Here is a 22,068-nt window from a genome sequence, read left to right as displayed (position 1 = left end):
CGAGTATGCTTCCCGAACTGCCACGGATCGGTCTCGGCACCGCCTCCCGCGGCGACCGCCACCGGTGGGCCGATCGGGTCGAACGCGCCCTCGAACGTGGCTACCGTCACCTCGACACCGCCCAGGTCTACGGCAACGAGGCGTACGTCGGCGAGGGTCTCGAGCGCTCGTCGGTCCCCCGTGAGGAGGTGTTTCTCGCGACCAAGACCGTCCACGTCGACGTGCCGGGTCCGACGCGGACCGACCTCGTCGACTCAGTCGAGGCGTCGCTCGAGCGCCTGCGCACCGACTACGTCGACCTGCTCTACGTCCACTGGCCGACGGGCGTCTACGACCCCGAACTCACCCTCGGTGTCTTCGACGACCTGCGCGACGACGGCCTGATCAGACACGTCGGCGTCTCGAACTTCGAACTCGACGACCTCGAGACCGCCCGTGAGTTCCTCGACGCCCCCATCGTCGCCAACCAGGTGGAGTGTCACCCGCTGCTCCCACAGGAGCACCTCCGCGCCGCTGCGCTCGAGGACGACCACTGGCTCGTCGCCTACTGCCCGCTCGCTCGCGGCGAGGTGTTCGACGTGCCCGAAGTTCGCGCCGTCGCACGGAAACACGACGCCTCACCCGCGCAGGTCTCGCTCGCCTGGCTGTGCTCGAAACCGAACGTCGCCGCCATTCCCAGAGCCTCGAGCGACGCGCACATGCGCGAGAACCTCGCCGCCACGGACGTCGCCCTCGACGACGAGGACCTCGAGTTACTCGACGCTATCGAACGGCGCTACCGCGTGATCGACCGCGACTACGCCTCCTGGAAGGACTGACTCTGGGGTGAGCGCTCGAGACCGTGCGCCTCGGTCGCGCTCGACCACTCACCGTCTCGCGCCGTCGCTCGCCGCCGCCTCAACGCTTATTGTGGTCCGGCCACCGCCCTATACCATGACGACCGTTGGCATCCTCGGCGTCGGCGTGATCGGCACCCGCTTTCTCGAGGACCTCCTCGAGACCGGCTACGACCCCTGGGTATACGACATCGCCGACGAGCAGGTCGCCGCTGCCACCGACCGCGGCGCTCGCGCGGCGAGCGATCCGGCGGACCTCACCACCCGCGTCGACGTCCTGCTCCTCGCACTTCCCGGCTCACCCGAGGTCGAAGCGACGATGACCGGCGAGCGGGGGATTCTGTCGGCGCTCGAGACCGGTCAGGTCGTCGTCGACGCCTCGACGACGCTCCCCGAGACGGCCGTCGCCTGTGCGGAGTACTGTGCAGACCGGGGTGCCCACTTCGTCGACGCGCCGCTGACCGGGGCCGCACCGAAACCCGGCACCCAGATGATGGTCGGCGCTCGCGAGGGGGCCTACGAGACCGCCCGCGCGGTCATCGAGACCGTCTCCAACGACCACGTCCTCGTCGGCGACCCCGGCGACGCGACCGTCCTCAAACTCGCCTTACAGCTTCGCTACGCCGGCCAGCGCGCCCTCGACGCCGAACTCGTCACCTTCCTCGAAGCCGCCGACGTCGACGCCCGTCTCCTCCGCGACTTCTTCGAGATGGACGTTCAGGAAGAGTACTACGAGCGCGACTTCAGTCAGCGACTCGAGGGTCTCGGCACGCTCGCCATCTGGCACAAAGACGTCGGCTACGCGATCGCCGTCGCCCGCGAGACCGGGGCGACGCTTCCGCTCTCGAGTGTCGTCTACGACGCCTACGAAGAGACCGTCCGGACCGTCGACGAGGGGGAGGGAAGCGCCGAGGCGATCATCACCTACTGGGAGTGATCTCGTCGGTCACTCGCTGATCTCGAGCGCTCGCTGGCCCGCGGCGAGCGCCTCACGGACGCTTCTCGCGGCGTCGGCTTTGGTGATCACGCCGTCACCGTCGTGGTCGAGACCCGCGTTCTGTTCGTACTGGATCGTCCCCTCCTCGAACAGGACGTAGTCGTCGCTCTCGCCGACCGCCGCCGGCCAGAGCACCGCCATGTAGAAGTCGTCCACCGTGTCGAGGTTCCCTGCGTAGGGCTGGAAGTACGCACGGACGTACTCGAGTTGCTCGAGTGCGGTCATCTCGGCGAGTTCGTCGGTACTCGTCCCCAGTCCCTCGGCGGTCCGTGGCATGAACTGGATGAGACCGGTCGCCCCCGACCCGGCCATGTTCTCCTGGGCCGGATCGAACGAGTAGCCGGTCTCGAACGCCATGATCGCCATCAGGTGGTTCGGGTCGGCACCGAGTTCGGCAGCGATCTCTCGCACCCGCTCGGTGAACGCCTCGTCGACCTTCTCGTGGTACACGAGCGGGTCGTCGTCGTCCGGTTCGTTCTCGGACTGGAGGAACGCGTCGGTGTCGCCCCCGGATTGGAGGTACTGCTCGACGTCGATGGGGATTCGGGCGACCGGAATCTCCTCGTCCGCGGAGAACGTGTCGATCCGCCCGCCGGTCTGCTGGCGGACGTGGGTCAACTCGTGGGCGAGCAGGTAGGTGCCTTCGCGGCTGTCGGGGTCGTACTCACCGCGGTTGAACACCACGTGGTTGCCCACCGTGAACGCCCGCGCCTCGAGCGCGCTCGCGGCCGCTGCGGCCCTCGGGCCCGTGTGGATGCGCACGTCGTCGAACGGGTACCCGAGCCGTGACTCCATCGTTTCGCGGACCTCGCCCTCGAGACCCTGGCCTGGCTGGGACAGCACCTCGCGGACCACGTCGGGCGCCGTGCTCTCGCCTGCCGGGGTGCGCTGGCGCTGGGCGACCAGCGAGCGTCTGGCGCTCTCGACGTCGACGCCACCCTCGCTTCGGTAGCGAGCGACGCTGATTTCCTCGCCGAGTGGGGTGTTGTATCCCGGCGGCAGTTCGCCGCGTTCGGCCAGTTCGTAGACGGTACGCTCGCCGAGTCGCCCGACCAGCACCGCGACCTGTTGCTCTCGAGAGTCGTTCGCCACCGTCGCCCCGCTCGAGCGGGTTCTGTGTGATACTCGCCGATCCCGGTCGGCCAATTCCCCGTCCCGGTGGCGGTTCACGTCGCGCCGGTGCTCGCGAGCGAAGCGACTCATCGCCCGGGTTCCTCCGATGCTGTCCTCGAGAACATGGCTTTTCGTCAGGACGTTCGACTGCACACGTAATTACTGTTCCTCTCGGGCACTCGAGTGTGAGTACCGCCGCGCAAACGCCTCGCTGACGAAACCAGTTGACCCGTTCGGCTTCGTCGGGACCGCCGGAACAGTCACGAAGATCGTGTGTCGTCCTCACGTACGGCTGAGAGAGTGAACGAAAACGTTGCACCCCCGCTCGATTCAGACTCGACCCAGATCTCGCCGCCGTGGCGTTCGACGATGCGCCGACAGAGCGCGAGACCGATGCCGGTTCCGGCGTATTCGTCGTGGGTGTGGAGTCGTTGAAATACGTCGAAGACACGGTCGGCGTCGGCAGGGTCGATGCCGATTCCCTCGTCGCTGACGGAAATCACCCACTCCTCTCCCGCGCGCTCGGCACTGACTGTTATGCGCGGGGGATCATCACCGCTGTACTCGATCGCATTGTCGAGTACGTTCTGGAACACCTGACGGAGCTGGCTCCTGTCTCCCTCCACGGTTGGCAGTGGTTCACGAATAATTTCTGTGTCTCGTCCCTCGATCGAGAGACGAAGATCATCGAGGACATCCTCCAGCACTGCGTCGAGATCGACCCGTTCGAACGGGTCGCCTCGGCTTTCTACGCGGGAGTACTTGAGCAGTCCATCGATCATCTCGCGCATGCGCTCGGCGCCGTCGATCGCGTACGTCAGGAATTCTTCGGCGTCTTCGTCGAGTTCGTGGATGTACCGACCTTCGATGAGCTGTAAATAACTGGAGACCATCCTGAGCGGTTCCTGCAGGTCGTGGCTGGCGGCGTAGGCGAACTGTTCGAGGCGCTCGTTCGACGCCTGTAGATCGTCGATGTACTCGCGCCGGTCGAAGTGGAGCTTCAACAGTGTTACGACCGTGTCGATTAGCTCCTGTTCTTCGTCGAGAAAAGCTTTCGCACCCTCTTCCAGACCGTCTGCGGGGTCCTGAAAGGCGGCCTCGATCGTTATCGGGGTCCCTCTGACAGTAGTCGTCCGAGCGGTAATTCGACGGTGGCGAACGTCGTATTCCTCGGTGGCCTGTTCGGTTTCGCCAATCGAGATGCGAGCCGCAGTTTGCTCGGGATACTGAAAGAATTGCGGGAGCACGGAGACGAATTCCTGAGCGAGTTGCTCGACCGGTTCATCGTCGGTTTCGAACATATTTATCGCGAGTTGAACGGCGGCAAGCTCCTTCTCGCGTTCTTCGAGGTCACGTTTGCGCCGTTCTGCGAGCGCTTTCAAACCGGTTACGTCAGCCGCGGTCTCGACGACCTGTTCGGTTTCACCCTGGTCGTCGGTGATGGGCCGGGCGTTTATCGAGAGCCACCGCCGTTGTCCGCCCTGTCGTTCGATGTATATTTTCTGATCGACTACGGGCGCTCCTGTTTCGAACACGCGAGAGACGGGTCGCTCCTCGAGCGGGAGCATATCGCCGTTCGCGCCGTACGTCTCCCGTTGTGCGATGGTGGACGAGCCGTCCGTCGGTAGATCGAGCAGTTGCGCCATCCGTTCGTTTGCCCGGGCGGTCGACCCGTCTCGGTTCACGACGGCGATACCGATGGGACTCGTCTCCAGAATTTGCTCGGTGAGGGCGTGTTCGTGTCTCGATCGCTGCTCGCGTTCTCTGCGTTCGGTTAAGTCACGAGAGACCTTCGCGTAGCCCTGTAGCTCGTCCCCATCGTAGATGGCCGTCACTGTCACATCTGCCCAGAACTGCGACCCGTCTGCGCGGACGCGCCAGCCCTCTTCCTCGTGAGAACCTTCCTCTCGCGCAGTTGTGAGATTCCGGTCCGGAACCCCATCAGCGCGATCCTCGTCGGTGTAGAAGATCGAAACGTGCTCTCCGAGGATGTCGGCTGCATCGTAGCCTTTGATCCGTTCGGCCCCGTCGTTCCAGCTCACGACGTGTCCCTCCGAATCGAGCATAAAGATCGCATACTCTTCGACGGCACCGACTAGCGTCTGGAACCGCCGCTCGCTCTCTTCTCTCGCACGCTCTGCTTCTTTCCGGTCGGTGATATCGTAATACAGTTCGACGCGCCCACCGGCGTACCGCCCGGACTCGATCGGTGTGCTCCGGTGCTCGAGCCAGCGTCCCTCACGGCCGGGACCGGGTGTGATCTGACACTCGAACTGTTCGACGTAGGAATTGTCGTCGTAGGTCGCGAAGACCGTCTCTGTGAACGAGTCGGGATCGGACAACCGGTTACGGATCGTCTCCTGAATGAGTGTCCGCTTGTCCCGACCGACGACGTCGCTCCGATCGATGCCGAAGTACTCTTCGGTGGTTTCGTCGATCCACACGACCTCGAACGCATCATCGAGAACGAACACGCCGACATCTGCTTCATCGATGACAGAGGAGATCGACTCGTAGGTCTCCCAGATCGATGGGAGGTGGTCGCTCGAGCGGTCGTACTCACGACTCAGTCGAGCAACGCCAGCAGTCCCCGCGAACTCCCCATCGTTCACGAGGACGGTGAACCGGAGCTCGCAGGGGATGCGGTCACCATCGGCCGTCTCGATCGCCAGGTCGAACGTGGTGTGAGGGTCGTCACCAGTCTCGAGTCGTGCACGGATCTCTCGTTCGAAGGGTTTTACGTCAGCGGCTTCGACGACGACCGAAACGTGCTCGCCGAGAAGGTCGTCTCGGGAGTAGCCCGTCATTTCGACAATGACGTCGTTGACGGCGACGAACCGGCCCCTTGCGTCGAGCTGGTAGATCCCATCACCGACGTTATTCACGAGCATCTGCTACCGTTGGGGCGCCGGCATATCGTTCTCGCCGCCCTCGAACGGTACGTTAGAAACTCCCCTCCATTCGCTCATTGTGCTGCATGCGTGCTGAACGAAGTTAACCTCCGTGGAGGTTCTTATAATTTATTTGGCGAGTTTATTTCGATGATCGGTCGAATGCGGCTCTAGCACTCGAGATGGTCTCGAGTTCGTCGGAGACCTTCGATCTCTCACTGTCACGTCGTTGTGAAACCTCGTTTCAGGTTTCAGGCTACTGTTACAGATTCCGTCTACTCAGCGTGTACGCAAATGCCGGATCTATCATCTTACTACTACTCCCCTCGCCGGGTAAAACGGCAGCACCACCAGTATATTTAAGCGTACATGTAGTACTGTGTATTACGATGGCGACCAAAACGATTTCACTCGACGAGGAAGCCTACGAACGGCTGAAAGCCCGGAAAAAGGAAGGGGAGAGTTTCAGTGAAACCGTCAAGCGCCTCGCAGGAGAGCGGTCGTGGAACGAAATTGTGGGAATTCTCTCTGAAGACGAGGCGAGAGATCTCGAAGCTGCTATCGAAGAGGGCCGAACCTACTCCGGAGAACGAAGCGACCGATTCGCAACGGAGTTAGACGAAGCCGTTGGCACCGAAACGCGGAAATGATTCAGGACACGTCGTTCATCATTGACCTATTACGTGGCGACGAAAACGCAGAACGGCTTCTCGACATTATCGAGAAAGAGTCACGACCACAGAAAGTGTCTGCCGTTACGGTCCTCGAACTCTACGAGGGTGTTGCACGGTCACAGATGCCAGAATCGAAACGAAAACGCATCCTCGAGATACTAGATACAAAACACGTTGTGAGTGCGGACAGGGCCGTGATGCGAAGGGCGGGTAAACTGTCCGGTGAACTCATTAACGACGGCAAACGAATCGAGCGAGAGGACTGTATTATTGCCGCAACCGGCCTGTTAAACGACGAACCGATCGTTACGAGAAACACCAAACATTTCGAGCGCATCGATGGTCTCGAAATTCGGACGTATTAGTACCACCTAGTGTGGGTTGCTACCGGTTCTCGCGCTGGTGAACCTTGTTCAGCTCGATCAGCAGCCGAAAGATCGCTTTCACGAGGTTCGAATCCACGTCGAACTTCGCGGCGTTCGTCCCCGCCCGGTCCATCACTCGCTCTTCCTGTTGCTCGTCGGTCGTCGGCAACCCCTCCTCTTCTTTCACCTGGGCGATCGTATCCGCCACGTAGGTCCGCCGTGCGATGAGTTCCACGAGGTCGCGGTCGATCTCTTCGATCTCTTCGCGTAGCGCGTTCAGGTCCGATTCAGCCGCCGAAGTTCCGTCGTCGAAATTCTCTCGAGTCATACCAAATCACTGTGTCTGTGTGCCGTCGTTTCGCGTCTCCAGCAGCCGTGTCGACCCTGGCCGCCCCTCCCACCGCTCGCGAACGTCCGCGAGCGTCGCCCGGTCACCGATGGCGACGTAACTCGAGCCGGTGCCCGAGAGGGAGACGCCCTCGACCGTCGGGAGCACGTCGAGCATCGGATCGGTCGGGAAGCCGAGGGCGCTGCAGAAGGCGAAGCCGTTGACCGTCATCGCCTCGCCGTAGCGCCCCTCGAGGGCGAGTTCGCAGACGAGGTCGGCCATCGAGGTGAGCCGTTCGCACGCGCTCACGTCGGCGTCGGCGCTGAACGCCTGTTCGGGCGGGGTGTAGACCAGCGCGTGCCACTCCGCGCGCTCGTGTGCGAGCAGCGCATCGTTCGCGTTGTCGGTGACGGTCACCCCGCCGAGCATACTCGCGCTGGCGTCGTCGAACGCGCCGGTGACGGTCACCCCCACGTCGCGGGCGGCCTCGACGCCGAGCCGGCAGGCGTCGATCCGGTCGACTGCGTCGATGATCTCGAGAGCGTCGAGCGTCGCGAGGACCGTCGCGTTCGCGGCCGCACTCGAACTCTTCAGTCCCGAGGCCATCGGGACCTCGCTCTCGGTGCGGACGCGTGCGCCGACCCCGCTGCGCTCGAGACCGGCGTCGGCGGCGTAGCGGTCGACCGTCAGTTCGGCGGCCCGTTCGATGAGCGAGGCGTCGGCGTCGGGCTGGCCGGCAATCTCGCCGGTGACAGTCGCATCGTCGGTGAGTTCGACCGTCGCCGTCGTCTCGAGGTCGATCGCGAACGCAGCGCCGTTGCCGGTTGCGAGTGCGTTGAGCACCGTTCCCGCGGCGGGGGCGATTGCACGGCCGTCCATGCAGGGACTCTCTCAGACGGCGTATTTACGGCTGGCGGTTCGGTCCCGCTGCGACGGTGGGTTCACCGACGGCGCGCTGAGAACGGGTGCTTTTTGCGGTCGCGGACGCAGGTACCACGTATGAGCACTCGAAGCACCGTCGCGCCCAGTACGCTGGCGGTCGAACTGGTCGACGGCGGCGTCGTCGTCCGCTACCTCGACGGCCGGGAGACGTTCTACAACGGGATTCCGAAGCCGGTCGAGGCGTCGGTCCGAACGCCGCCCGGCAAGGAGGTCCACGTCCTCGTCACCGACCCCGACGGCGTCGAGGGCGTCATGACCTACGTCAACGACCGGAACACCCACGACGACATCCTCGAGTCGACCGGCGTCGGACGGGTCATCCTCGAACCGGACGACGAGGAGGAACTCTTCCCCGGGGTCCACGTCGCCACGGCCGGCTACTCCGTACGCGTCGAGGCCGACCTCGAGGTCGTCGACGGCCGCGTCTTCGTCTTCGCCGAAGACGAGGTGAGCGAACACGCCTACGAACTCGTCGCCACCGAGTGAGCGCCGCGTCACTCGCGCAGTTTGCTCGCGCAGTTTCCACAGTAGTCGTATCCCGGTTCGTTTCGCTCGCCACAGTTCGGACAGACCAGTGCGTCCGTTTGGTCTTCGTACTCGACGGTCGACTCCTCGCGAGTCTCGAGTGAGGGGTCGTAGCCGTACTCTCTCAGCACTCGGTCACGGTGGCTCTCCGACCCTTCGCCGTTAGTGGGGTAGCCGTTGATCGCGAGCGTACTCCCGAAGCGGTGGCCGATGTAGCGTCCGAAGACGATTAGCAGGACGCTCAGGCCGAAAAACGGCAGGTGCGCACTCGAGAGGTTCTCGAGCGATCGGTTCGGCTCCGCGATGTAGACGTTCACGACCACGACGAGAAAGACGACCATGCCACCGAGGTAGAACAGTAGTCCGAGCAGCTGCCACGCGAACGTTTTCCACATCGAGGCGTTCATTTTTCTACCAGTCGAACGCGTCGTATATCAATCCCGCTCCTCGAGCGGCCCGCCGTCAGCCGGCGTACGCCTCGGTCCCCGGAGTCGCTCCCACCGTTTCCGGTCCGGGGGCGAACCGGGGGCGATCACTGCGTGGAGGTTGGCTCCGTCGCGTCACAGCGGTGTTCGTGTGTCTCTGCGTCCGTCCGTTCGTCGAACAGCAACCCGCAGTCTTCGCACTCGTACCAGGTGGCGTCCTCGCGCTGGGTCGTGACCACCATAGGTACCGCTGCGCTCGCCGGGGCAAAAGACGTTTCTGCGACTCGTTCGCGCGCTCGAGGGGGAATCCTCAAGACGGTCCGGCCGGAACGAACTGACATGACTAACTCGGACGTAGACGGCGTCACCCTCACCGTCCGCGGGGCGGAAAAGCGTGACGCAGGTCGGGGCGTCGCTCGCATTCCCGAGCCAGCGCGCCGCCAGCTTGGGGTACTGAGCGGCGACACCGTCGTCATCAGCGGCGCACAGACGACGGTCGCGAAGATGTGGCCCGCCGACCCGACGGTACCCGAACACGTCGTCCAGGTCGACGCCGACACGCGGGCGAACGCCGGCGTCAACGTCGGTGACACCGTCACCGTCCGCCCGAAAGCTGGGTCGACGATCGACGAGGCCGCGAGCGTCTCGCTCTCGGCGCCGTCCTCACTCTCGTCGTCCGAGGTCCGCCTCGCCGAACGGATCGCCAACCAGAAGCTCAGGAACCGACCGATCCGAACCGGCGAACAGATCCGGATCGAGGGGGTCGCGAGCGAGCCGTTCCAGGTCGTCGACACCGACCCCGACGGCGACGTCCGCATCTCGAGTGCGACCGCCGTTCGCGTCACGGACGCTCGAGCGGGGAAGTCGACCCCTGCAGCCGCCGACCCCGTCCCGGAGACAGGTGACGGTGACGACGTCGAACTCGACGCCCCCTCCGGCGTGACCTACGAGGACATCGGCGGTCTCGACGAGGAACTGGAACTCGTCCGCGAGATGATCGAACTGCCGCTCTCGGAACCCGAGCTGTTCCAGCGCCTCGGCGTCTCCCCGCCCTCGGGCGTCTTGCTCTACGGCCCGCCGGGAACCGGCAAGACTCTCATCGCCCGTGCGGTCGCCAACGAGGTCGACGCCCACTTCGTCTCGATCTCCGGCCCCGAGATCATGTCGAAGTACAAAGGCGAGTCGGAGGAGAAGCTCCGCGAGGTGTTCGAGCGCGCCCGTGAGGAGGCCCCGACGATCGTCTTCTTCGACGAGATCGACTCCATCGCGGGCAAGCGCGACGAAGACGGCGGCGACGCCGAGAGCCGTGTCGTCGGCCAGCTCCTGACGCTGATGGACGGACTCGACGGCCGCGGCGAGGTCATCGTCATCGGCGCGACCAACCGCGTCGACTCACTCGACCCCGCCCTCCGCCGCGGTGGGCGCTTCGACCGCGAGATCCAGATCGGCGTCCCCGACGAGACCGGCCGGAAGGAAATTCTCGAGGTCCACACCCGTGGGATGCCCCTCGCAGACGACGTGAGCGTCGGGAAGATCGCCTCGCGAACCCACGGCTTCGTCGGCGCCGACCTCGACGGCGTCGCGAGCGAGGCCGCGATGGCGGCCATCCGCCGTCGGCCGACCGACGCCGACGAGCGGGCCGCCTGGAACCGCGACCCGAAGGTGACGAAAGCCGACTTCGACACCGCCCTCGCGAGCGTCGAACCCTCCGCGATGCGCGAGTACGTCGCCGAGTCGCCGAACACCACCTTCGCCGACGTCGGCGGTCTCGAGAACGCCAAAGACACCCTCCGTGAGTCCGTCGAGTGGCCGCTCGTCTACGACCGCCTCTTCGAGGCGACCAACACCGATCCGCCCTCGGGCGTCTTGCTCTACGGCCCGCCGGGGACCGGCAAGACCCTCCTCGCCCGCGCGCTCGCCGGCGAGACCGACGTCAACTTCGTCCGCGTCGACGGTCCCGAGATCATCGACCGCTACGTCGGCGAGAGCGAACGCGCCATCCGCAAGGTGTTCGAACGCGCCCGCCAGGCCGCCCCCTCCATCGTCTTCTTCGACGAGATCGACGCCATCGCTGGCGCGAGGGGTGACGGCACCCACGAGGTGACCGAACGCGTCGTCTCCCAGCTCCTGACCGAACTCGACGGCATGCGCGAGAACCCCAACCTGGTCGTCCTCGCCGCGACCAACCGCCGGGAGATGATCGACCCCGCCCTCCTCCGGCCGGGCCGCCTCGACACCCACGTCCTCGTCCCCGAACCCGACCTCGAGGCCAGGCGCAAGATTCTCGAGGTCCACACCCGCGGCAAGCCGCTCGCCGACGACGTCGACCTCGACACCCTGGCCGAGAGCCTCGAGGGATTCACCGGTGCCGATCTGGAGGCGCTCGTCCGCGACGCCTCGATGAAAGCTATTCGCGAGGTCGCCGACGAGTACGGTCCCGACGCGGCCAACGACCACGCCGACGAGGTCGAGATCGAAGCGCGCCACCTCGAGGCGGCCGTCTCCTGGACCGACACCGGCGAGTGAGTCCGCCACGCGGCCGTCGGAACCCCGGCCCTCGAGTCCGTCGTCCCTTCGGTGGTGACAGTCACGCACACCGGTGACACCGGCTTTTGGCGCTCGCGGTCGAACCCCCGTGTATGGTCCGCCTCCGCCTGACGCCGACGCGCGCGCTGGGTACACTCGCCGGTCTCACTGCCGCCTGGATCGGCTGGGGACTCTACACCAGAACGACCACGCCGACGATCGACTACACGACGCTTCGCACCGCCGACGGCGTCGAGATCAGACGCTACCCGGCGCTGGTCGTCGCCGAGACGACCGCCGACGAACCCGAGGCGGCGTTCGAACGCCTCTACGCGTACCTCACCGGCGCGAACGAACGCAACCGCGACCTCCCGATGACCGCCCCCGTCAGAGTCCACCGCGAGCGCCTCGAACTGCCGATGACGGGTCCCGTTCGCACCACCGACGCCGAAGACGAGGTGACGATGGCGTTCTACCTGCCAGCCAGACTCTCACCCGAACACACCCCGGAGCCGACCGACGACCGCATCGACCTCGTCGTCGAAGCACCCCGGACGGTCGCCGCCTACGGCTTCTCCTGGTACGGTACCCCCGACCGCACCGACCGCGCCGAAGCCCACCTGCGCTCGGCGCTCGAGACCGTCGGCGTCGATCCCACCGGGGACCCCTATCTGCTGCGCTACAGCGACCCGTTCACCCCGCCGTTCCTCCAGCGAAACGAGGTCGTCGTCGACCTCGAGTGAGTGTCCGACCCTCGACGACTCGAGCGGGCTGACCCCGGCGGCCTACGCCTCGAGCGGCTCCGACTCGAGGATCACCGTCTCCCCGGCGGTCGTCTTCTCCCCCTTCGCGACGGCGAGCTGCTCGCGTTCGACCGACGGCGGGAAGGTCACGTCGACACGGCTGCCGAAGGCGATGTGCCCGATCCGTTCGCCGCGCTCGAGTTCGTCACCGGGCTCGACGTAGGGGTGGATGCGCCGGGCGAACGCGCCCGCGATGAACGTCACCTCCCACTCTTCGTCGTCGCTTTCTGGTTCTTCACCTGAGGCTGTGGCCCGACACTCGAGGCGGACCCGGACGCGCTCGTTGCGGTCGGAATCCTTCGAGAACGCCGGTTTGTGCGCACCAGGGGTGTGTTCGACCTCGCGGACGACGCCCGCCCGCGGCGCGCGGATCACGTGGACGTGCCAGACGTTCATGAAGACGCCGAGGCGGACGCGCTCGCCCTCCTCGCGGACCACGGAGACGGAGCCATCGGCGGCCGAGACGACACCCGTCGGCGGTGGCGTCCGCTCCGGGTCGCGAAAGAACGCTAAGACCGAGAGCCCCGCGAGGAGTGTGAGCACGCTCACCGCCGTCGAGAAGATGAACGCGAACGGTGCGGCCAGCAGCGCGGGCAGGGCGTAGCGCCACGCCCCAGGGGCGACTTTCATACCCGTTGTGAGGGTATCGGGTGGTTTGACGGTTGCGGACGTGAACGCCTGACGGTCGATGTGGTTTCAATCCCGTTCTGGGTTTTCGGTGCGTTGCAACCCGGAGTTGTCTTCGATCATGCCCAAGAATAATAGGTGCGTTGTCGGTCATAGACTCACATTTGTGGTACGGTGGTGTTTAGTTAGGCGAAAACTGACCAGACAACCGCAACCGGGTGGGATTAAAAGGGGCGCCGCCATCGAGGAGCGAGATCGTTCGAAACGGTGCGCCGTTTCGTGATGAGGAGAGACCTACGGTCTCTCCAACCACGACGCAAGAACCGCAGGACGAAGTCCGAGGATCGTAGCGAGTCGCAGCCCTCGATGGCAGCGGGGCTTTATGGTTTTTCTCCACTGGCGAATCAGGCCCATTACCAAACTAAACACGACCTGTGGTACTACCGGTACCTTTTTTACCACATAGGTGCAGAGAATGACATAGGAAAAACCAGCTATCTATGTCCACTGAACTCGTCATTGATCGGAATAAGCTTGAATCCTTCCTTCCTGTATTGGGTGTAGAAGTCACCGAAGAAGGGTATATTCGAGATATTGAATCGAAGGAAATTTGCACCTCTAGTGAAGGTGAAAGGCTGACTATTGACGAGATTGGATACCTTGGCCACGGATCTGTAGAGCCAGTCGAAGACGACTTTTCAGCAATTGTGTCTCATCTCAGCAGTCGGAAAATTAGAGAAGAAAGGTAGCAGTTATCTATGGATAATGTGAGGCTTGGTGCTCGAGCAATTGCTGATTCTCTCATTGAACATATTCGCGGAAATTCAGAGACCAAATATACACCTATCGCTACCAGAGAGACGGAATTCAAGGAACTCATAGTACATGGGGAATACGAGGACATTCGCGTAAGAGACCTGCCCGCTGAGCAATATGGTGCGATAAAAGAGGTAGATGGAATACACTGCCTTGTGTTTGATACAGATAATATCCCAAATGAGGTCCTAATTGAGCACAAGGAACTGTTTTTGGAGATACACAAACAGAAGGATGGATTCGCAGTAGGTGACCGTGGAGGGGTCGCTAAAGTGATGAAAAATCCAGATAGTGACATCAATTCGATTTTCGATCAATATGTGGATAGATTACCTCGGCGATTTCTACCGGTATTTGAAGATGCACTTGCTCTTCGGGCTACCGAACGTATTCAGAACCTTAGTCGAGGAACCGTGTATGACTGGCGAGGAGAAATCGCTGACGACCATAGAAGGCGGGGAAACGACCCTATGGAAGCACAACATCTAATCTCACTAACATCTACTGGATATTTTGACAATGGTGGCGTTTTTGATGAGATGTATGCAGAACTTGTCAAAAAAGGAAGTAGGACCAGTAAGGATTACTCAGATATTATTGACACTTACATCCGAAAAAACCCATTCGCGGTTTTTGTCCGTTCGAATGGAATGACTGCCGAAGAAGTCTGTACTCTCACAATTGACAAGGCCAAGAGGATTGAACGATACCCTTGGTCTCCTGGTTTCATTGACATTTGTGGTAAAGGCGAGGGAACCTATGAAATCATTGACCAAGCCCATGTCATTTTAGATAATGATTACGATGCAGAGATGAGTGAATACCGGGACCCAGATATTGAACAGTACATTCTCAGGGTATCACCGGACACTCTATAGAATGTCAACAGTCAACGACACCATACGACTTCTAAAAGGTGAATTTGTAGTCTTTGCGTTCCTGCCTACAATCAACTATTGCTACATCTACTGGAACCACCCAAACCCAGGATCTACTGATGTAGCTCTCGTCTTTGGGGCAATTTTCACCAGCGCAGTAGGGTTTAACATCTTGACGCAGGTGAATTTTGAAGCCTACACAAGTTCAGGTGAAGTTGCCGAAGATGAGGAATTGCCCAATCACAGTGGAGATGCTGTGCTTGGTTTACAAACCCTCGTTGTCCTCATATTGGCTACTCTCTTGTGGTTTGTATTTCTCATTTCTAGTGTAGTTGAACTTTGGTTCGTTTTCACAGGAGAATCATATTTTCCAGGACTACTAATTGTAATTTCAGTTTTGGTCATTTGTTTAATTGCATCTGATCTCCTCCTAACAAAGCTACTGCCCAACTATGACTGATTATTGACTACTGTATGGGGTTTTTTAGCGATCAACCTGACTCGGTCCCCAATAGGCTACTAATCAATTCAGTCATCGCTTTGACGTCCGCGCCACTGTTCCCCAGCACGTAATCTACACGCCTCCCGTCGAATCCCAAAAATCTTTTCCGCAGCCAATACTCGGTCGGAATTGACGCTCAGACGCTCGGTCAATACGTTCTTGTCGACCGTTGAGGAACCGATGTCGTAGATCACAGATTACTTTGTTCCATTTGGCCGTGGTGAATTGCCATACTGCGGTTGATCTCACTGCCGATAGCATGTATCATATTGGAGAAAACCACATCTTGATGCCTCCATGGAACTCTCAATATCTGGATCGCAAACGTACGGCGTCACCGAGCGTACGCTTGATCACCGGGAAGACGATCTCAGACAGGACTTTCTGGTCGTAGAGAGCCTCATTGATTCGCGCATTATGTGCGTGATCAATGGGCGGAACTCACGGTGTTTGGGGTAGCGTCAGCAGGATGGTTGCAACGCACCGAAAACCAGATACAACCGGACAGCAGCCGCTCCCTCTACTGTTCTCACACACTTTCGTCCGGCAACTGCGCTTCGATCACCGCCCGCTCGTCCTCGAGTCCCGGCGGCAACACCAGCCTCGAGCCCAGGTCCGATACCGGTTCGTCGACGGTCATGCCGGGGTCGTCGGTCGCGAGTTCGAAGAGGAGACCGCCGGGTTCGCGGACGTAGAGCGAGCGGAAGTAGTGGCGGTCGGTGACGTAGGAGGGGTCGGCGCCGGCGTCGAGCAGGCGCTCGAGCCACGCCTCGAGCCGGGTTTCACCGCTGCGGAAGGCGACGTGGTGGACGGTGCCGATGCCGTCGCGGCCGTAGGGGGCGTCGGTGTCGAGGAGGTCGACGACGGCCGGCGTCGGGCCGTCGCGGCGGTAACGCACCCGGTCGCCCTCCTGGTCGAGGGGTTCGAAGCCGAGGACCTCGAGCGTCGCGGCGGTGTGGAAGACGCTCGCCGAGTGGAGGGTGGTGCTCTGGAGACCGGAGATGGCGTGGTCGGCGGGGACGGGACCGTCGGGTGAGTCGGCGGGGACGGGTGGGGTGTCGGTTGCGACGAGTTCGAGGGTGATGCCGCTGGGGTCGGTGAGCGAGAGCACCGGGTCGCCGAAGCGCTCGCTCCGCTCGCCGAGGGCGACGTCGTGGGACTCGAGGCGGCGCTGCCAGTAGGCGAGCGAGTCGGGTGGAACTGCGAACGCGATGGCCGCAGGCTGGGGCTTGCCGACGCGGCCGGGGTCGAGGTCGGGGTAGACGAAGAGGGTGAGCAGGGTGCCGGGGGTGGCGGTGCGGTCGCCGTAGTAGCGGTGGGCGGCGAAGCGGTCCTGGTGGTTGACGGTGCGTTTGACGAGTCTGAGTCCGAGTACCTGGGTGTAGAACGCGTCGCTCGAGCGGGCGTCGTCGGCGATGGCGGTCACGTGGTGGATGCCGGTGACGTGTGGGCGCTCGCCGTCGGTGTGAGTGTGTCCGTCCCTGCCGTCGCTCACGGCGAGTCGCCCTCGTCGGTGAGACCGGCGACCAGGTCGGTGACGAACGCGATCTCGTCGTCGTTGATGGTGTGAGCCATCCCCTCGTAGATGCGTGTGGTCACGTCCGCGCCCAGGTCGTCGAGGACGGCGGCGCTCTCGTGGACGCGCTCGACCGGGATGTGCGGGTCGACGTCGCTACAGCCGAAGAAGGCCGGGGTGCCCTCGAGGTCGCCGTCGGCCGACTCGAGGTAGTCTGCGGCGTCGACCGTCTCGCCGATGAGACCGCCGCTCAGGGCGACGAGACCGCCGTAGCGCGTCGGGTTGCGGGCGACGAACTCGCTGGCGAGGCAGGCCCCCTGTGAGAAGCCGAGGATGGCGATTCGATCACGCTCGACTCCCGAATCGATCGCCGTCTCGACGGCGTTCGCGACGGCGGCCAGCCCGGAGGTACGGCCCGGTTCGTTCGACTCGACGGGGGCGAGAAACGAGTTCGGGTACCAGGTGTGGCCGGCCGCCTGCGGGGCGAAGTAGGCGACGCCGTGCTGGTGGAACTCGTCGGCGAGGCGGAGGATGCTCTCGGCGCTGGCCCCGCGGCCGTGGACGAGGACGACTGCCGCCTCGGCGACCTCGAGCGGCGCGCCGGCACTTACGAGTGGCTGATCCTGGTGTGGGCCGTCGAACGCCGTCATCGCTCCACCTCCGCGGGGGTCGCGACCTCGAGATCGGGCAGGCGCTCGGCGAGTCGGTCGCGCTCGTCCTCGAGTCCCGGCGGTACTTTCAGCGCCGTCCCCAGGTCGTCGACGGACTCGTCGCGGTCGAAGCCGGGACCGTCGGTCGCGATCTCGAGGAGGATGCCGCCGGGTTCGCGCGCGTAGATCGACCGGAAGTACTGGCGGTCGCGCTGTGGGGTCACTCCCAGGCCGATGTCGGTGAGACGCTCGCGCCAGGCCTGCTGGCGCTCGTCGTCGGCCGTCCGGAAGGCGACGTGGTGGACGGTTCCCGCACCCTGTGTGCCCCGCTCGCCGCGGGGGCGCTCGAGCAGGTCGACGACGCTCGCGCGGTCGCCCGCCGCGACGAAGCGCGTCCGCTCGCCCTCGCTCTCGCGTGCTTCGTAGCCGAGCGTCTCGAGGACCGTCGCGGTCGCGACGGGCTCGAGCGAGTCGAGGGTGACGCCGTGAAAGCCACGGAGTGCGTGTGCTGTGTCCACGGCCCCGTCTGGCCAGGGTTCGACGTCGCTCTCGCCGGTCACCAGTTCGAGCGGTTGGCCGTCGTGGTCGCGAAACGGGACGACCGTCTCCCCGAAGCGCTCGTGGGGGTCGTCGTGGTCGACCTCGAGCGTCTCGAAGCGCTCGAGCCAGTACTCGAGCGAGTCCTCGGGGACGGTGAAGGCGGTCGCGCTCGCCTGGCCACGGCCGACCGTCCCCGGTCTCGCCCGTTCGAACGGGAAGAACGTGAGGATCGTTCCGGGCGAACCGACCTCGTCGCCGAAGTAGAGGTGGTAGGTCGTCGGATCGTCGAAGTTGACCGTCCGCTTGACCAGTCGCAGTCCGAGTACCTCGGTGTAGAAGTCGGCGGTGGCCTGGGGTGCACTCGAGATGGCGGTCACGTGGTGCAGCCCTGGGGTGTGCTCTCCGGTTCGTCCGCCGTCCGTCTCCCCCGTCGTATGTGGTTGCACTGTGTTACTACTAACGGCGCGGACGTATTAGGCCTTCGTCGACTCGAGTGTTACCGGCTGGCACGAGTGTCACCACCGTCTCGGCCCGCTCGCTTTTGGTCTCGCTCGACGAACGGCCCGGTATGACCGACGGCTCACGCGGGCGCGCCCGCCCGTTCAGATTCGCGTACGATCCGGCCGTGGTTCGTTTCGGCTCCGGAGGCGTCGCCGCCCTCGAGGCGGAACTCGAGGCGGCGGGTCTCGAGCGCGCGCTGGTGGTCTGTGGCTCGACGGTGGGAACCACTCCCGAGGTGATCGACCCCGTCACGGCGGGTCTCGGTGACCGGCTCGCCGGCGTCTTCGCCGAGACCACGCCCGAGAAGCGCCTCGAGACCGCGGTTCGGGGTCTCGAGCGCGTTCGTGAGGAGCGCGCCGACGCCCTCGTTGCCGTCGGCGGGGGCAGCAGCCTCGACGTCGCGAAACTCGTCTCCGTGCTCGGCGCGAGCGAACGCTCGCCTGCGGTCGTCGGGACCGAACTCGCCCAGATGGGGACGATCACCGTTCCGGCGGGTCCGCTCGTCCCGCTCGTCGCGGTGCCGACGACGCTCGCCGGGGCGGACCTCTCGATCGCTGCCGGCGTGACCGCCTCACCCACCTCGGGGCTCGTCGAGACGCCCACGAGCGGGAGCCTCTCGGATCCGAAGCTCATGCCCGCGGCGGTGGTCTACGACCCAGACCTCCTCGCCACCACCCCGCGGTCGGTCCTCGCCGCCTCGGCGATGAACGGCTTCGACAAGGGACTCGAGACGCTCTACGCACGCACGGCGACACCGGTTACCGACGCGACGGCGGCGCGCGGTCTCTCGCTGCTCGCCGACGCGCTCCCGGCCATCGGCGAGGACTCGAGCGCCCCCTCGGTGTTCGAGACCGCACTCGAGGGTATCCTGCTCGTCCAGTACGGCATCTCGCGGGCGGACGCGAGCACGCTCTCGGTGATCCACGCCTTCGGCCACGGACTCGCGCGGACCTACGAGGTCCAGCAGGGGGCCGCCCACGCCGTCGCCGCCCCCCAGGTACTCCGAGTACTCTTCGAGCAGGTCGACGGCCGGCGAAACCTGCTGGCGCAGGCGCTCGGTGTCTGGGACGCCGACCTGAGCGACGCCGACACCGCTCGAGCGGTCGTCGACGCCGTCGCCGCGGTCAGGGACGGACTCGGCTTGCCGACGCGCCTGCGCGAGGTCGACGGGCCGACGCCCGAGGCGTTTCCCGCCGTCGCCGAAACGATCCGGGACGACCCGCTGCTGGCGAACGCCCCGCCGGGATTCGAGCCGTCGCTCGAGGCGATCGAGTCGGCACTCGAGGCTGCCTGGTGACGTGCCACCGGCGCTGTCTGCTCGCCGAGTGTCTCACAGCGAGTCGAGATACGCCGCCCCGGTCTCGATCGATGCCGCCGGTTCGTCGGGTTCGTCGTGTTCGTAGACCAGCCACTCGACGTCCGCCTCGTGCGCGGCGTACGCACACGCTTCCATATCGACGTCACCCTCGCCGATTTCGCGGAAGCCGCGTGGCTCGTCGGTCACCATGTCCTTCGTGTGGAGCACCTCGATGCGCTCGCCGTAGCGCTCGATGAGTGCGGCCGGATCGGAGCCGCCGACGAGCGCCCAGCCGACGTCGAGTTCGAGACGGAGTTCCGGGACGCGCGCCAGAAGACGCTCGAGTGCCGCCTCCTCGCCCAGTGAGACGAACTCGTGGTCGTGGTTGTGGTAGTGCAGCGGCCAGCCGAGCGCCGCCGTCGCTTCTGCGAGCTCGGCCAGTCGGTCCGCCGTCGCGTCGACGGCCGCCGGCGTGGCGAACGCCTCCGCCTCGAGGTAGGGAACGACCACCCCGCCACAGTCGAGCGTCTCACCGAACCGGCCGTACGCCGACTCGAGTTCCTCCTCGAGTACGTCGATACCGATGTGAGCGGGGGTAGTCTCGAGACCGGTCTCCTCGAGTGTCGCCCGGACCTCGGCAGGGTCCGTTCCGCGGAGTCCGCCGGAGAACTGGACGCCGTCGTAGCCCGCCGCTGCGACCCGTTCGAGGATCTCGAGGAGCGGCTCGTCGAGGTCGCGGACGCTGTAGAGGTTGATCGCCGTCTTTGCCATACGGACCGCTCGAGGGGCTGGCGTATTGGGTTTCTGGTCCGGGATGCCCTCCCGGTGGCTCCGTTCTCGAGCGCCGCTGCCCTGTCAGTACTCGAGAACGACCTCGTCGGCGTCGTTCGTCGTGACGTCGAACGTCGGGAGCGCTCTGTCGAGGACGGGGTTGTGTCCCGACTCGAGGTCGAACTCGAGGTTGTGCCACGGACACTGGATTGTACAGCGTTCCTCGTCGACTGCGCCGAGTACGGCGCCGAGCTGGTGGCTTCCGGCGGGGTCGAGTGGGAGGTTCTTGTGTGGGCAGTTGTTCAGGATGGCTCTGAACGTTCCGCCGAGGTTGAAGACGGCGATTTCGGTTCCGTCGACGCTCACCGGCACTCCTTCGCCTTCGGGGAACTCTTCGGATGAACCGAGTACGACAGTCGGCATGGTTACAGTCCGAACACCTCCGCTGCGTTCTCGTGACAGATCTTCCGGCGCATCCGCTCGCTGACCTTCGGATTCTCGAAGAGCCAGGTGGGGAGGTCGGTCGTCGAGTGTGGCCAGTCCGACGAGAAGACGAACGTGTTCTCCGCGTCGCACATCTCGAGCATCGCTTCGGCGTGTCGTCCCTCGTTCGGGAGGGCGATGGGCTGGGTCGTATAGTAGAAGTTGCGAAACAGGTACTCGCTGGGCAGACGCTCGAGGTAGGTCTGGTCTCTCTCGAACAGTCGCTCGGTGAACTGGACGTCGTCGGGACCGGTCTGATACATCTCGTCGGCTCGGTTCGCGACGAACGGGATCCAGTTGACGCCCGCTTCCTGTAGGAGGACGGTCAGCGTCGGATAAGCGTCGAAGACGCCGCTGAAGATCATGTTCAGAACGTTTACGATCGCCATCGACGGCCACTCGAAGGTGACTGCCTCGTTGTACGTCTGGAGCCGGTCGAACAGCGAGTAACCGCCGCCGTGCAGTGCCAGCGGGAGGTCCCGCGCGGTCAGTTCGTCGAACAACGCGTCGAACGGGGACTCGCCGAAACGGACGGTGCCGGTGTAGTAGCCCTGTGCGCCGACGACGCCGTCGTGACTGGCACACCGCCGGACTTCGCGGACGCTCTCTTCGACGTCCCACTGCGGGAGCAACACCGTCCCGTAAATTCCCGCAGAGGGATCGGCGAGTTCCTCGATCAGGAACGTATTGTACGCCCTGACGAGTTCGGTCTTCACTACGTCCCACTGCGAGGCAGAGAGTGTCGACCCCAGGTTGGGGTTGACGACCACCGTATCTACCGACATCGACGCCTTCGCTTCGACGATCTCCTCGCGGTTCCTCGCCCGGCCGAGTGCGTGAAACCCATCTTCGACTTTCCGCGCGTAGTTCGGACTCCACGGACTCGACTGGCGTGGCACGCCGAACGTCCGGACCTTCCGTTCGACACGGGCGTCCTCGACGTACTCGAGGAGCGTCTCGATCTCGACCGTGTTGTGGAAATCAGCGTCGCAGATGACGGCGTCCTCGACACTCGTCTCACTCGATACACTCATACATATCGAATTATCTCGATCTGTATTA

The 22,068-nt window shown here is 63.8% G+C and carries 24 protein-coding genes and 1 pseudogene; 11 read left to right on the top strand and 14 right to left on the bottom strand.

The window, feature by feature from the left end; genetic code table 11:
* The first annotated feature begins 5 nt into the window (after window positions 1-5).
* Together N0B15_RS13290 and N0B15_RS13285 are read left to right on the top strand one after the other, a co-directional pair.
* Window positions 6-818: an aldo/keto reductase gene (locus tag N0B15_RS13290; RefSeq protein ID WP_263020194.1), complete on the top strand. Its 813-nt coding sequence runs from the start codon at window positions 6-8 to the stop codon at window positions 816-818.
* A gap of 115 nt (window positions 819-933) precedes the next feature.
* Window positions 934-1,773, top strand: coding sequence for an NAD(P)-dependent oxidoreductase (locus tag N0B15_RS13285; protein WP_263020193.1), 840 nt, complete (start codon window positions 934-936; stop codon window positions 1,771-1,773).
* A gap of 9 nt (window positions 1,774-1,782) precedes the next feature.
* Here N0B15_RS13285 and N0B15_RS13280 read toward each other — a convergent pair whose 3' ends face one another.
* Both N0B15_RS13280 and N0B15_RS13275 read right to left on the bottom strand, forming a co-directional pair.
* Window positions 1,783-3,036 carry an eCIS core domain-containing protein gene (locus tag N0B15_RS13280; RefSeq protein WP_263020192.1) on the bottom strand — a complete coding sequence of 418 codons (1,254 nt, stop codon included), beginning with the start codon at window positions 3,034-3,036 and terminating at the stop codon, window positions 1,783-1,785.
* Between the two features lie 170 nt (window positions 3,037-3,206).
* Complete coding sequence (locus tag N0B15_RS13275) at window positions 3,207-5,837, bottom strand: PAS domain S-box protein (RefSeq protein WP_317618608.1); 2,631 nt, start codon at window positions 5,835-5,837, stop codon at window positions 3,207-3,209.
* Window positions 5,838-6,226: 389 nt separating this feature from the next.
* On the opposite strand from N0B15_RS13275, the gene N0B15_RS13270 reads away from it, so the two are divergent.
* Both N0B15_RS13270 and N0B15_RS13265 read left to right on the top strand, forming a co-directional pair.
* The gene (locus N0B15_RS13270) at window positions 6,227-6,487 is read left to right on the top strand and encodes an antitoxin VapB family protein (RefSeq protein WP_263020191.1); all 261 of its coding nucleotides are present in this window, start codon (window positions 6,227-6,229) and stop codon (window positions 6,485-6,487) included.
* Complete coding sequence (locus tag N0B15_RS13265; RefSeq protein ID WP_263020190.1) at window positions 6,484-6,876, top strand: type II toxin-antitoxin system VapC family toxin; 393 nt, start codon at window positions 6,484-6,486, stop codon at window positions 6,874-6,876. The genes N0B15_RS13270 and N0B15_RS13265 overlap by 4 nt, the downstream gene beginning before the upstream one ends.
* Before the next feature lie 19 nt (window positions 6,877-6,895).
* On the opposite strand, the gene N0B15_RS13260 is transcribed toward N0B15_RS13265, so the two are convergent.
* Window positions 6,896-7,204, bottom strand: a complete 309-nt coding sequence (locus tag N0B15_RS13260; protein WP_263020189.1) for a chorismate mutase — start codon at window positions 7,202-7,204, stop codon at window positions 6,896-6,898.
* Window positions 7,205-7,210: 6 nt separating this feature from the next.
* On the bottom strand, window positions 7,211-8,083 hold the full coding sequence (locus tag N0B15_RS13255; protein ID WP_263020188.1) for a shikimate kinase: 873 nt from the start codon (window positions 8,081-8,083) through the stop codon (window positions 7,211-7,213).
* A gap of 120 nt (window positions 8,084-8,203) precedes the next feature.
* Between N0B15_RS13255 and N0B15_RS13250 the strand changes: the two genes are divergently transcribed.
* The gene (locus N0B15_RS13250) at window positions 8,204-8,632 is read left to right on the top strand and encodes a DUF5796 family protein (RefSeq protein ID WP_263020187.1); all 429 of its coding nucleotides are present in this window, start codon (window positions 8,204-8,206) and stop codon (window positions 8,630-8,632) included.
* An 8-nt stretch (window positions 8,633-8,640) separates the two neighbouring features.
* Here the strand turns inward: N0B15_RS13250 and N0B15_RS13245 are convergent, their stop codons facing one another.
* Together N0B15_RS13245 and N0B15_RS13240 are read right to left on the bottom strand one after the other, a co-directional pair.
* Entirely contained in the window at window positions 8,641-9,066 is a 426-nt protein-coding gene (locus tag N0B15_RS13245; RefSeq protein ID WP_263020186.1) for a zinc ribbon domain-containing protein, read from the bottom strand.
* Between the two features lie 137 nt (window positions 9,067-9,203).
* Window positions 9,204-9,338 carry a DUF7128 family protein gene (locus N0B15_RS13240; protein ID WP_263020185.1) on the bottom strand — a complete coding sequence of 45 codons (135 nt, stop codon included), beginning with the start codon at window positions 9,336-9,338 and terminating at the stop codon, window positions 9,204-9,206.
* A gap of 97 nt (window positions 9,339-9,435) precedes the next feature.
* On the opposite strand from N0B15_RS13240, the gene N0B15_RS13235 reads away from it, so the two are divergent.
* Complete coding sequence (locus N0B15_RS13235) at window positions 9,436-11,622, top strand: CDC48 family AAA ATPase (protein WP_263020184.1); 2,187 nt, start codon at window positions 9,436-9,438, stop codon at window positions 11,620-11,622.
* Window positions 11,623-11,735: 113 nt separating this feature from the next.
* Window positions 11,736-12,365, top strand: a complete 630-nt coding sequence (locus tag N0B15_RS13230) for an SOUL family heme-binding protein (RefSeq protein WP_263020183.1) — start codon at window positions 11,736-11,738, stop codon at window positions 12,363-12,365.
* A 42-nt stretch (window positions 12,366-12,407) separates the two neighbouring features.
* Here the strand turns inward: N0B15_RS13230 and N0B15_RS13225 are convergent, their stop codons facing one another.
* The gene (locus N0B15_RS13225; RefSeq protein ID WP_263020182.1) at window positions 12,408-13,055 is read right to left on the bottom strand and encodes a protein sorting system archaetidylserine decarboxylase; all 648 of its coding nucleotides are present in this window, start codon (window positions 13,053-13,055) and stop codon (window positions 12,408-12,410) included.
* A gap of 497 nt (window positions 13,056-13,552) precedes the next feature.
* Here N0B15_RS13225 and N0B15_RS13220 point away from each other — a divergent pair, with 497 nt between their 5' ends.
* Genes N0B15_RS13220 through N0B15_RS13210 form a run of 3 tightly spaced genes read left to right on the top strand, consistent with a single transcriptional unit; the run spans window position 13,553 to window position 15,206 of the window.
* On the top strand, window positions 13,553-13,801 hold the full coding sequence (locus N0B15_RS13220) for a hypothetical protein (RefSeq protein WP_263020181.1): 249 nt from the start codon (window positions 13,553-13,555) through the stop codon (window positions 13,799-13,801).
* Window positions 13,802-13,810: 9 nt separating this feature from the next.
* Window positions 13,811-14,746, top strand: a complete 936-nt coding sequence (locus N0B15_RS13215; RefSeq protein ID WP_263020180.1) for a hypothetical protein — start codon at window positions 13,811-13,813, stop codon at window positions 14,744-14,746.
* A gap of 1 nt (window position 14,747) precedes the next feature.
* Window positions 14,748-15,206, top strand: coding sequence for a hypothetical protein (locus N0B15_RS13210; RefSeq protein WP_263020179.1), 459 nt, complete (start codon window positions 14,748-14,750; stop codon window positions 15,204-15,206).
* 348 nt (window positions 15,207-15,554) lie between these two features.
* Here N0B15_RS13210 and N0B15_RS13205 read toward each other — a convergent pair.
* The 4 genes and pseudogenes from N0B15_RS13205 to N0B15_RS13190 form a co-directional block, all read right to left on the bottom strand.
* Window positions 15,555-15,700 (bottom strand): annotated as a pseudogene (locus tag N0B15_RS13205) (IS5/IS1182 family transposase); the annotation flags it as partial.
* 77 nt (window positions 15,701-15,777) lie between these two features.
* A complete protein-coding gene (locus N0B15_RS13200; protein WP_263020178.1) occupies window positions 15,778-16,743 on the bottom strand; it encodes a VOC family protein in 966 nt (321 codons plus the stop codon).
* Complete coding sequence (locus N0B15_RS13195; protein WP_263020177.1) at window positions 16,740-17,414, bottom strand: alpha/beta hydrolase; 675 nt, start codon at window positions 17,412-17,414, stop codon at window positions 16,740-16,742. Before N0B15_RS13195 ends, N0B15_RS13200 begins: the two co-directional genes overlap by 4 nt.
* Complete coding sequence (locus N0B15_RS13190) at window positions 17,411-18,400, bottom strand: ring-cleaving dioxygenase (protein ID WP_263020176.1); 990 nt, start codon at window positions 18,398-18,400, stop codon at window positions 17,411-17,413. The genes N0B15_RS13195 and N0B15_RS13190 overlap by 4 nt, the downstream gene beginning before the upstream one ends.
* 122 nt (window positions 18,401-18,522) lie before the next feature.
* Between N0B15_RS13190 and N0B15_RS13185 the strand changes: the two genes are divergently transcribed.
* The gene (locus N0B15_RS13185) at window positions 18,523-19,752 is read left to right on the top strand and encodes an iron-containing alcohol dehydrogenase family protein (RefSeq protein ID WP_263020175.1); all 1,230 of its coding nucleotides are present in this window, start codon (window positions 18,523-18,525) and stop codon (window positions 19,750-19,752) included.
* Window positions 19,753-19,785: 33 nt separating this feature from the next.
* Here the strand turns inward: N0B15_RS13185 and N0B15_RS13180 are convergent, their stop codons facing one another.
* From N0B15_RS13180 to N0B15_RS13170, 3 genes are all read right to left on the bottom strand, one after another.
* Window positions 19,786-20,523, bottom strand: a complete 738-nt coding sequence (locus tag N0B15_RS13180) for a sugar phosphate isomerase/epimerase family protein (RefSeq protein WP_263020174.1) — start codon at window positions 20,521-20,523, stop codon at window positions 19,786-19,788.
* Between the two features lie 84 nt (window positions 20,524-20,607).
* On the bottom strand, window positions 20,608-20,946 hold the full coding sequence (locus tag N0B15_RS13175; RefSeq protein WP_263020173.1) for a Rieske (2Fe-2S) protein: 339 nt from the start codon (window positions 20,944-20,946) through the stop codon (window positions 20,608-20,610).
* A gap of 2 nt (window positions 20,947-20,948) precedes the next feature.
* The gene (locus N0B15_RS13170; protein ID WP_263020172.1) at window positions 20,949-22,040 is read right to left on the bottom strand and encodes an amidohydrolase family protein; all 1,092 of its coding nucleotides are present in this window, start codon (window positions 22,038-22,040) and stop codon (window positions 20,949-20,951) included.
* Window positions 22,041-22,068: the final 28 nt, after the last annotated feature.

The sequence above is a fragment of the Natronobiforma cellulositropha genome (genome assembly GCF_025629245.1).
Taxonomy (GTDB): domain Archaea; phylum Halobacteriota; class Halobacteria; order Halobacteriales; family Natrialbaceae; genus Natronobiforma; species Natronobiforma cellulositropha.
The sequence above is the reverse complement of the archived record's forward strand: the minus strand, read 5'-3'. Positions and strand labels throughout refer to the sequence as shown.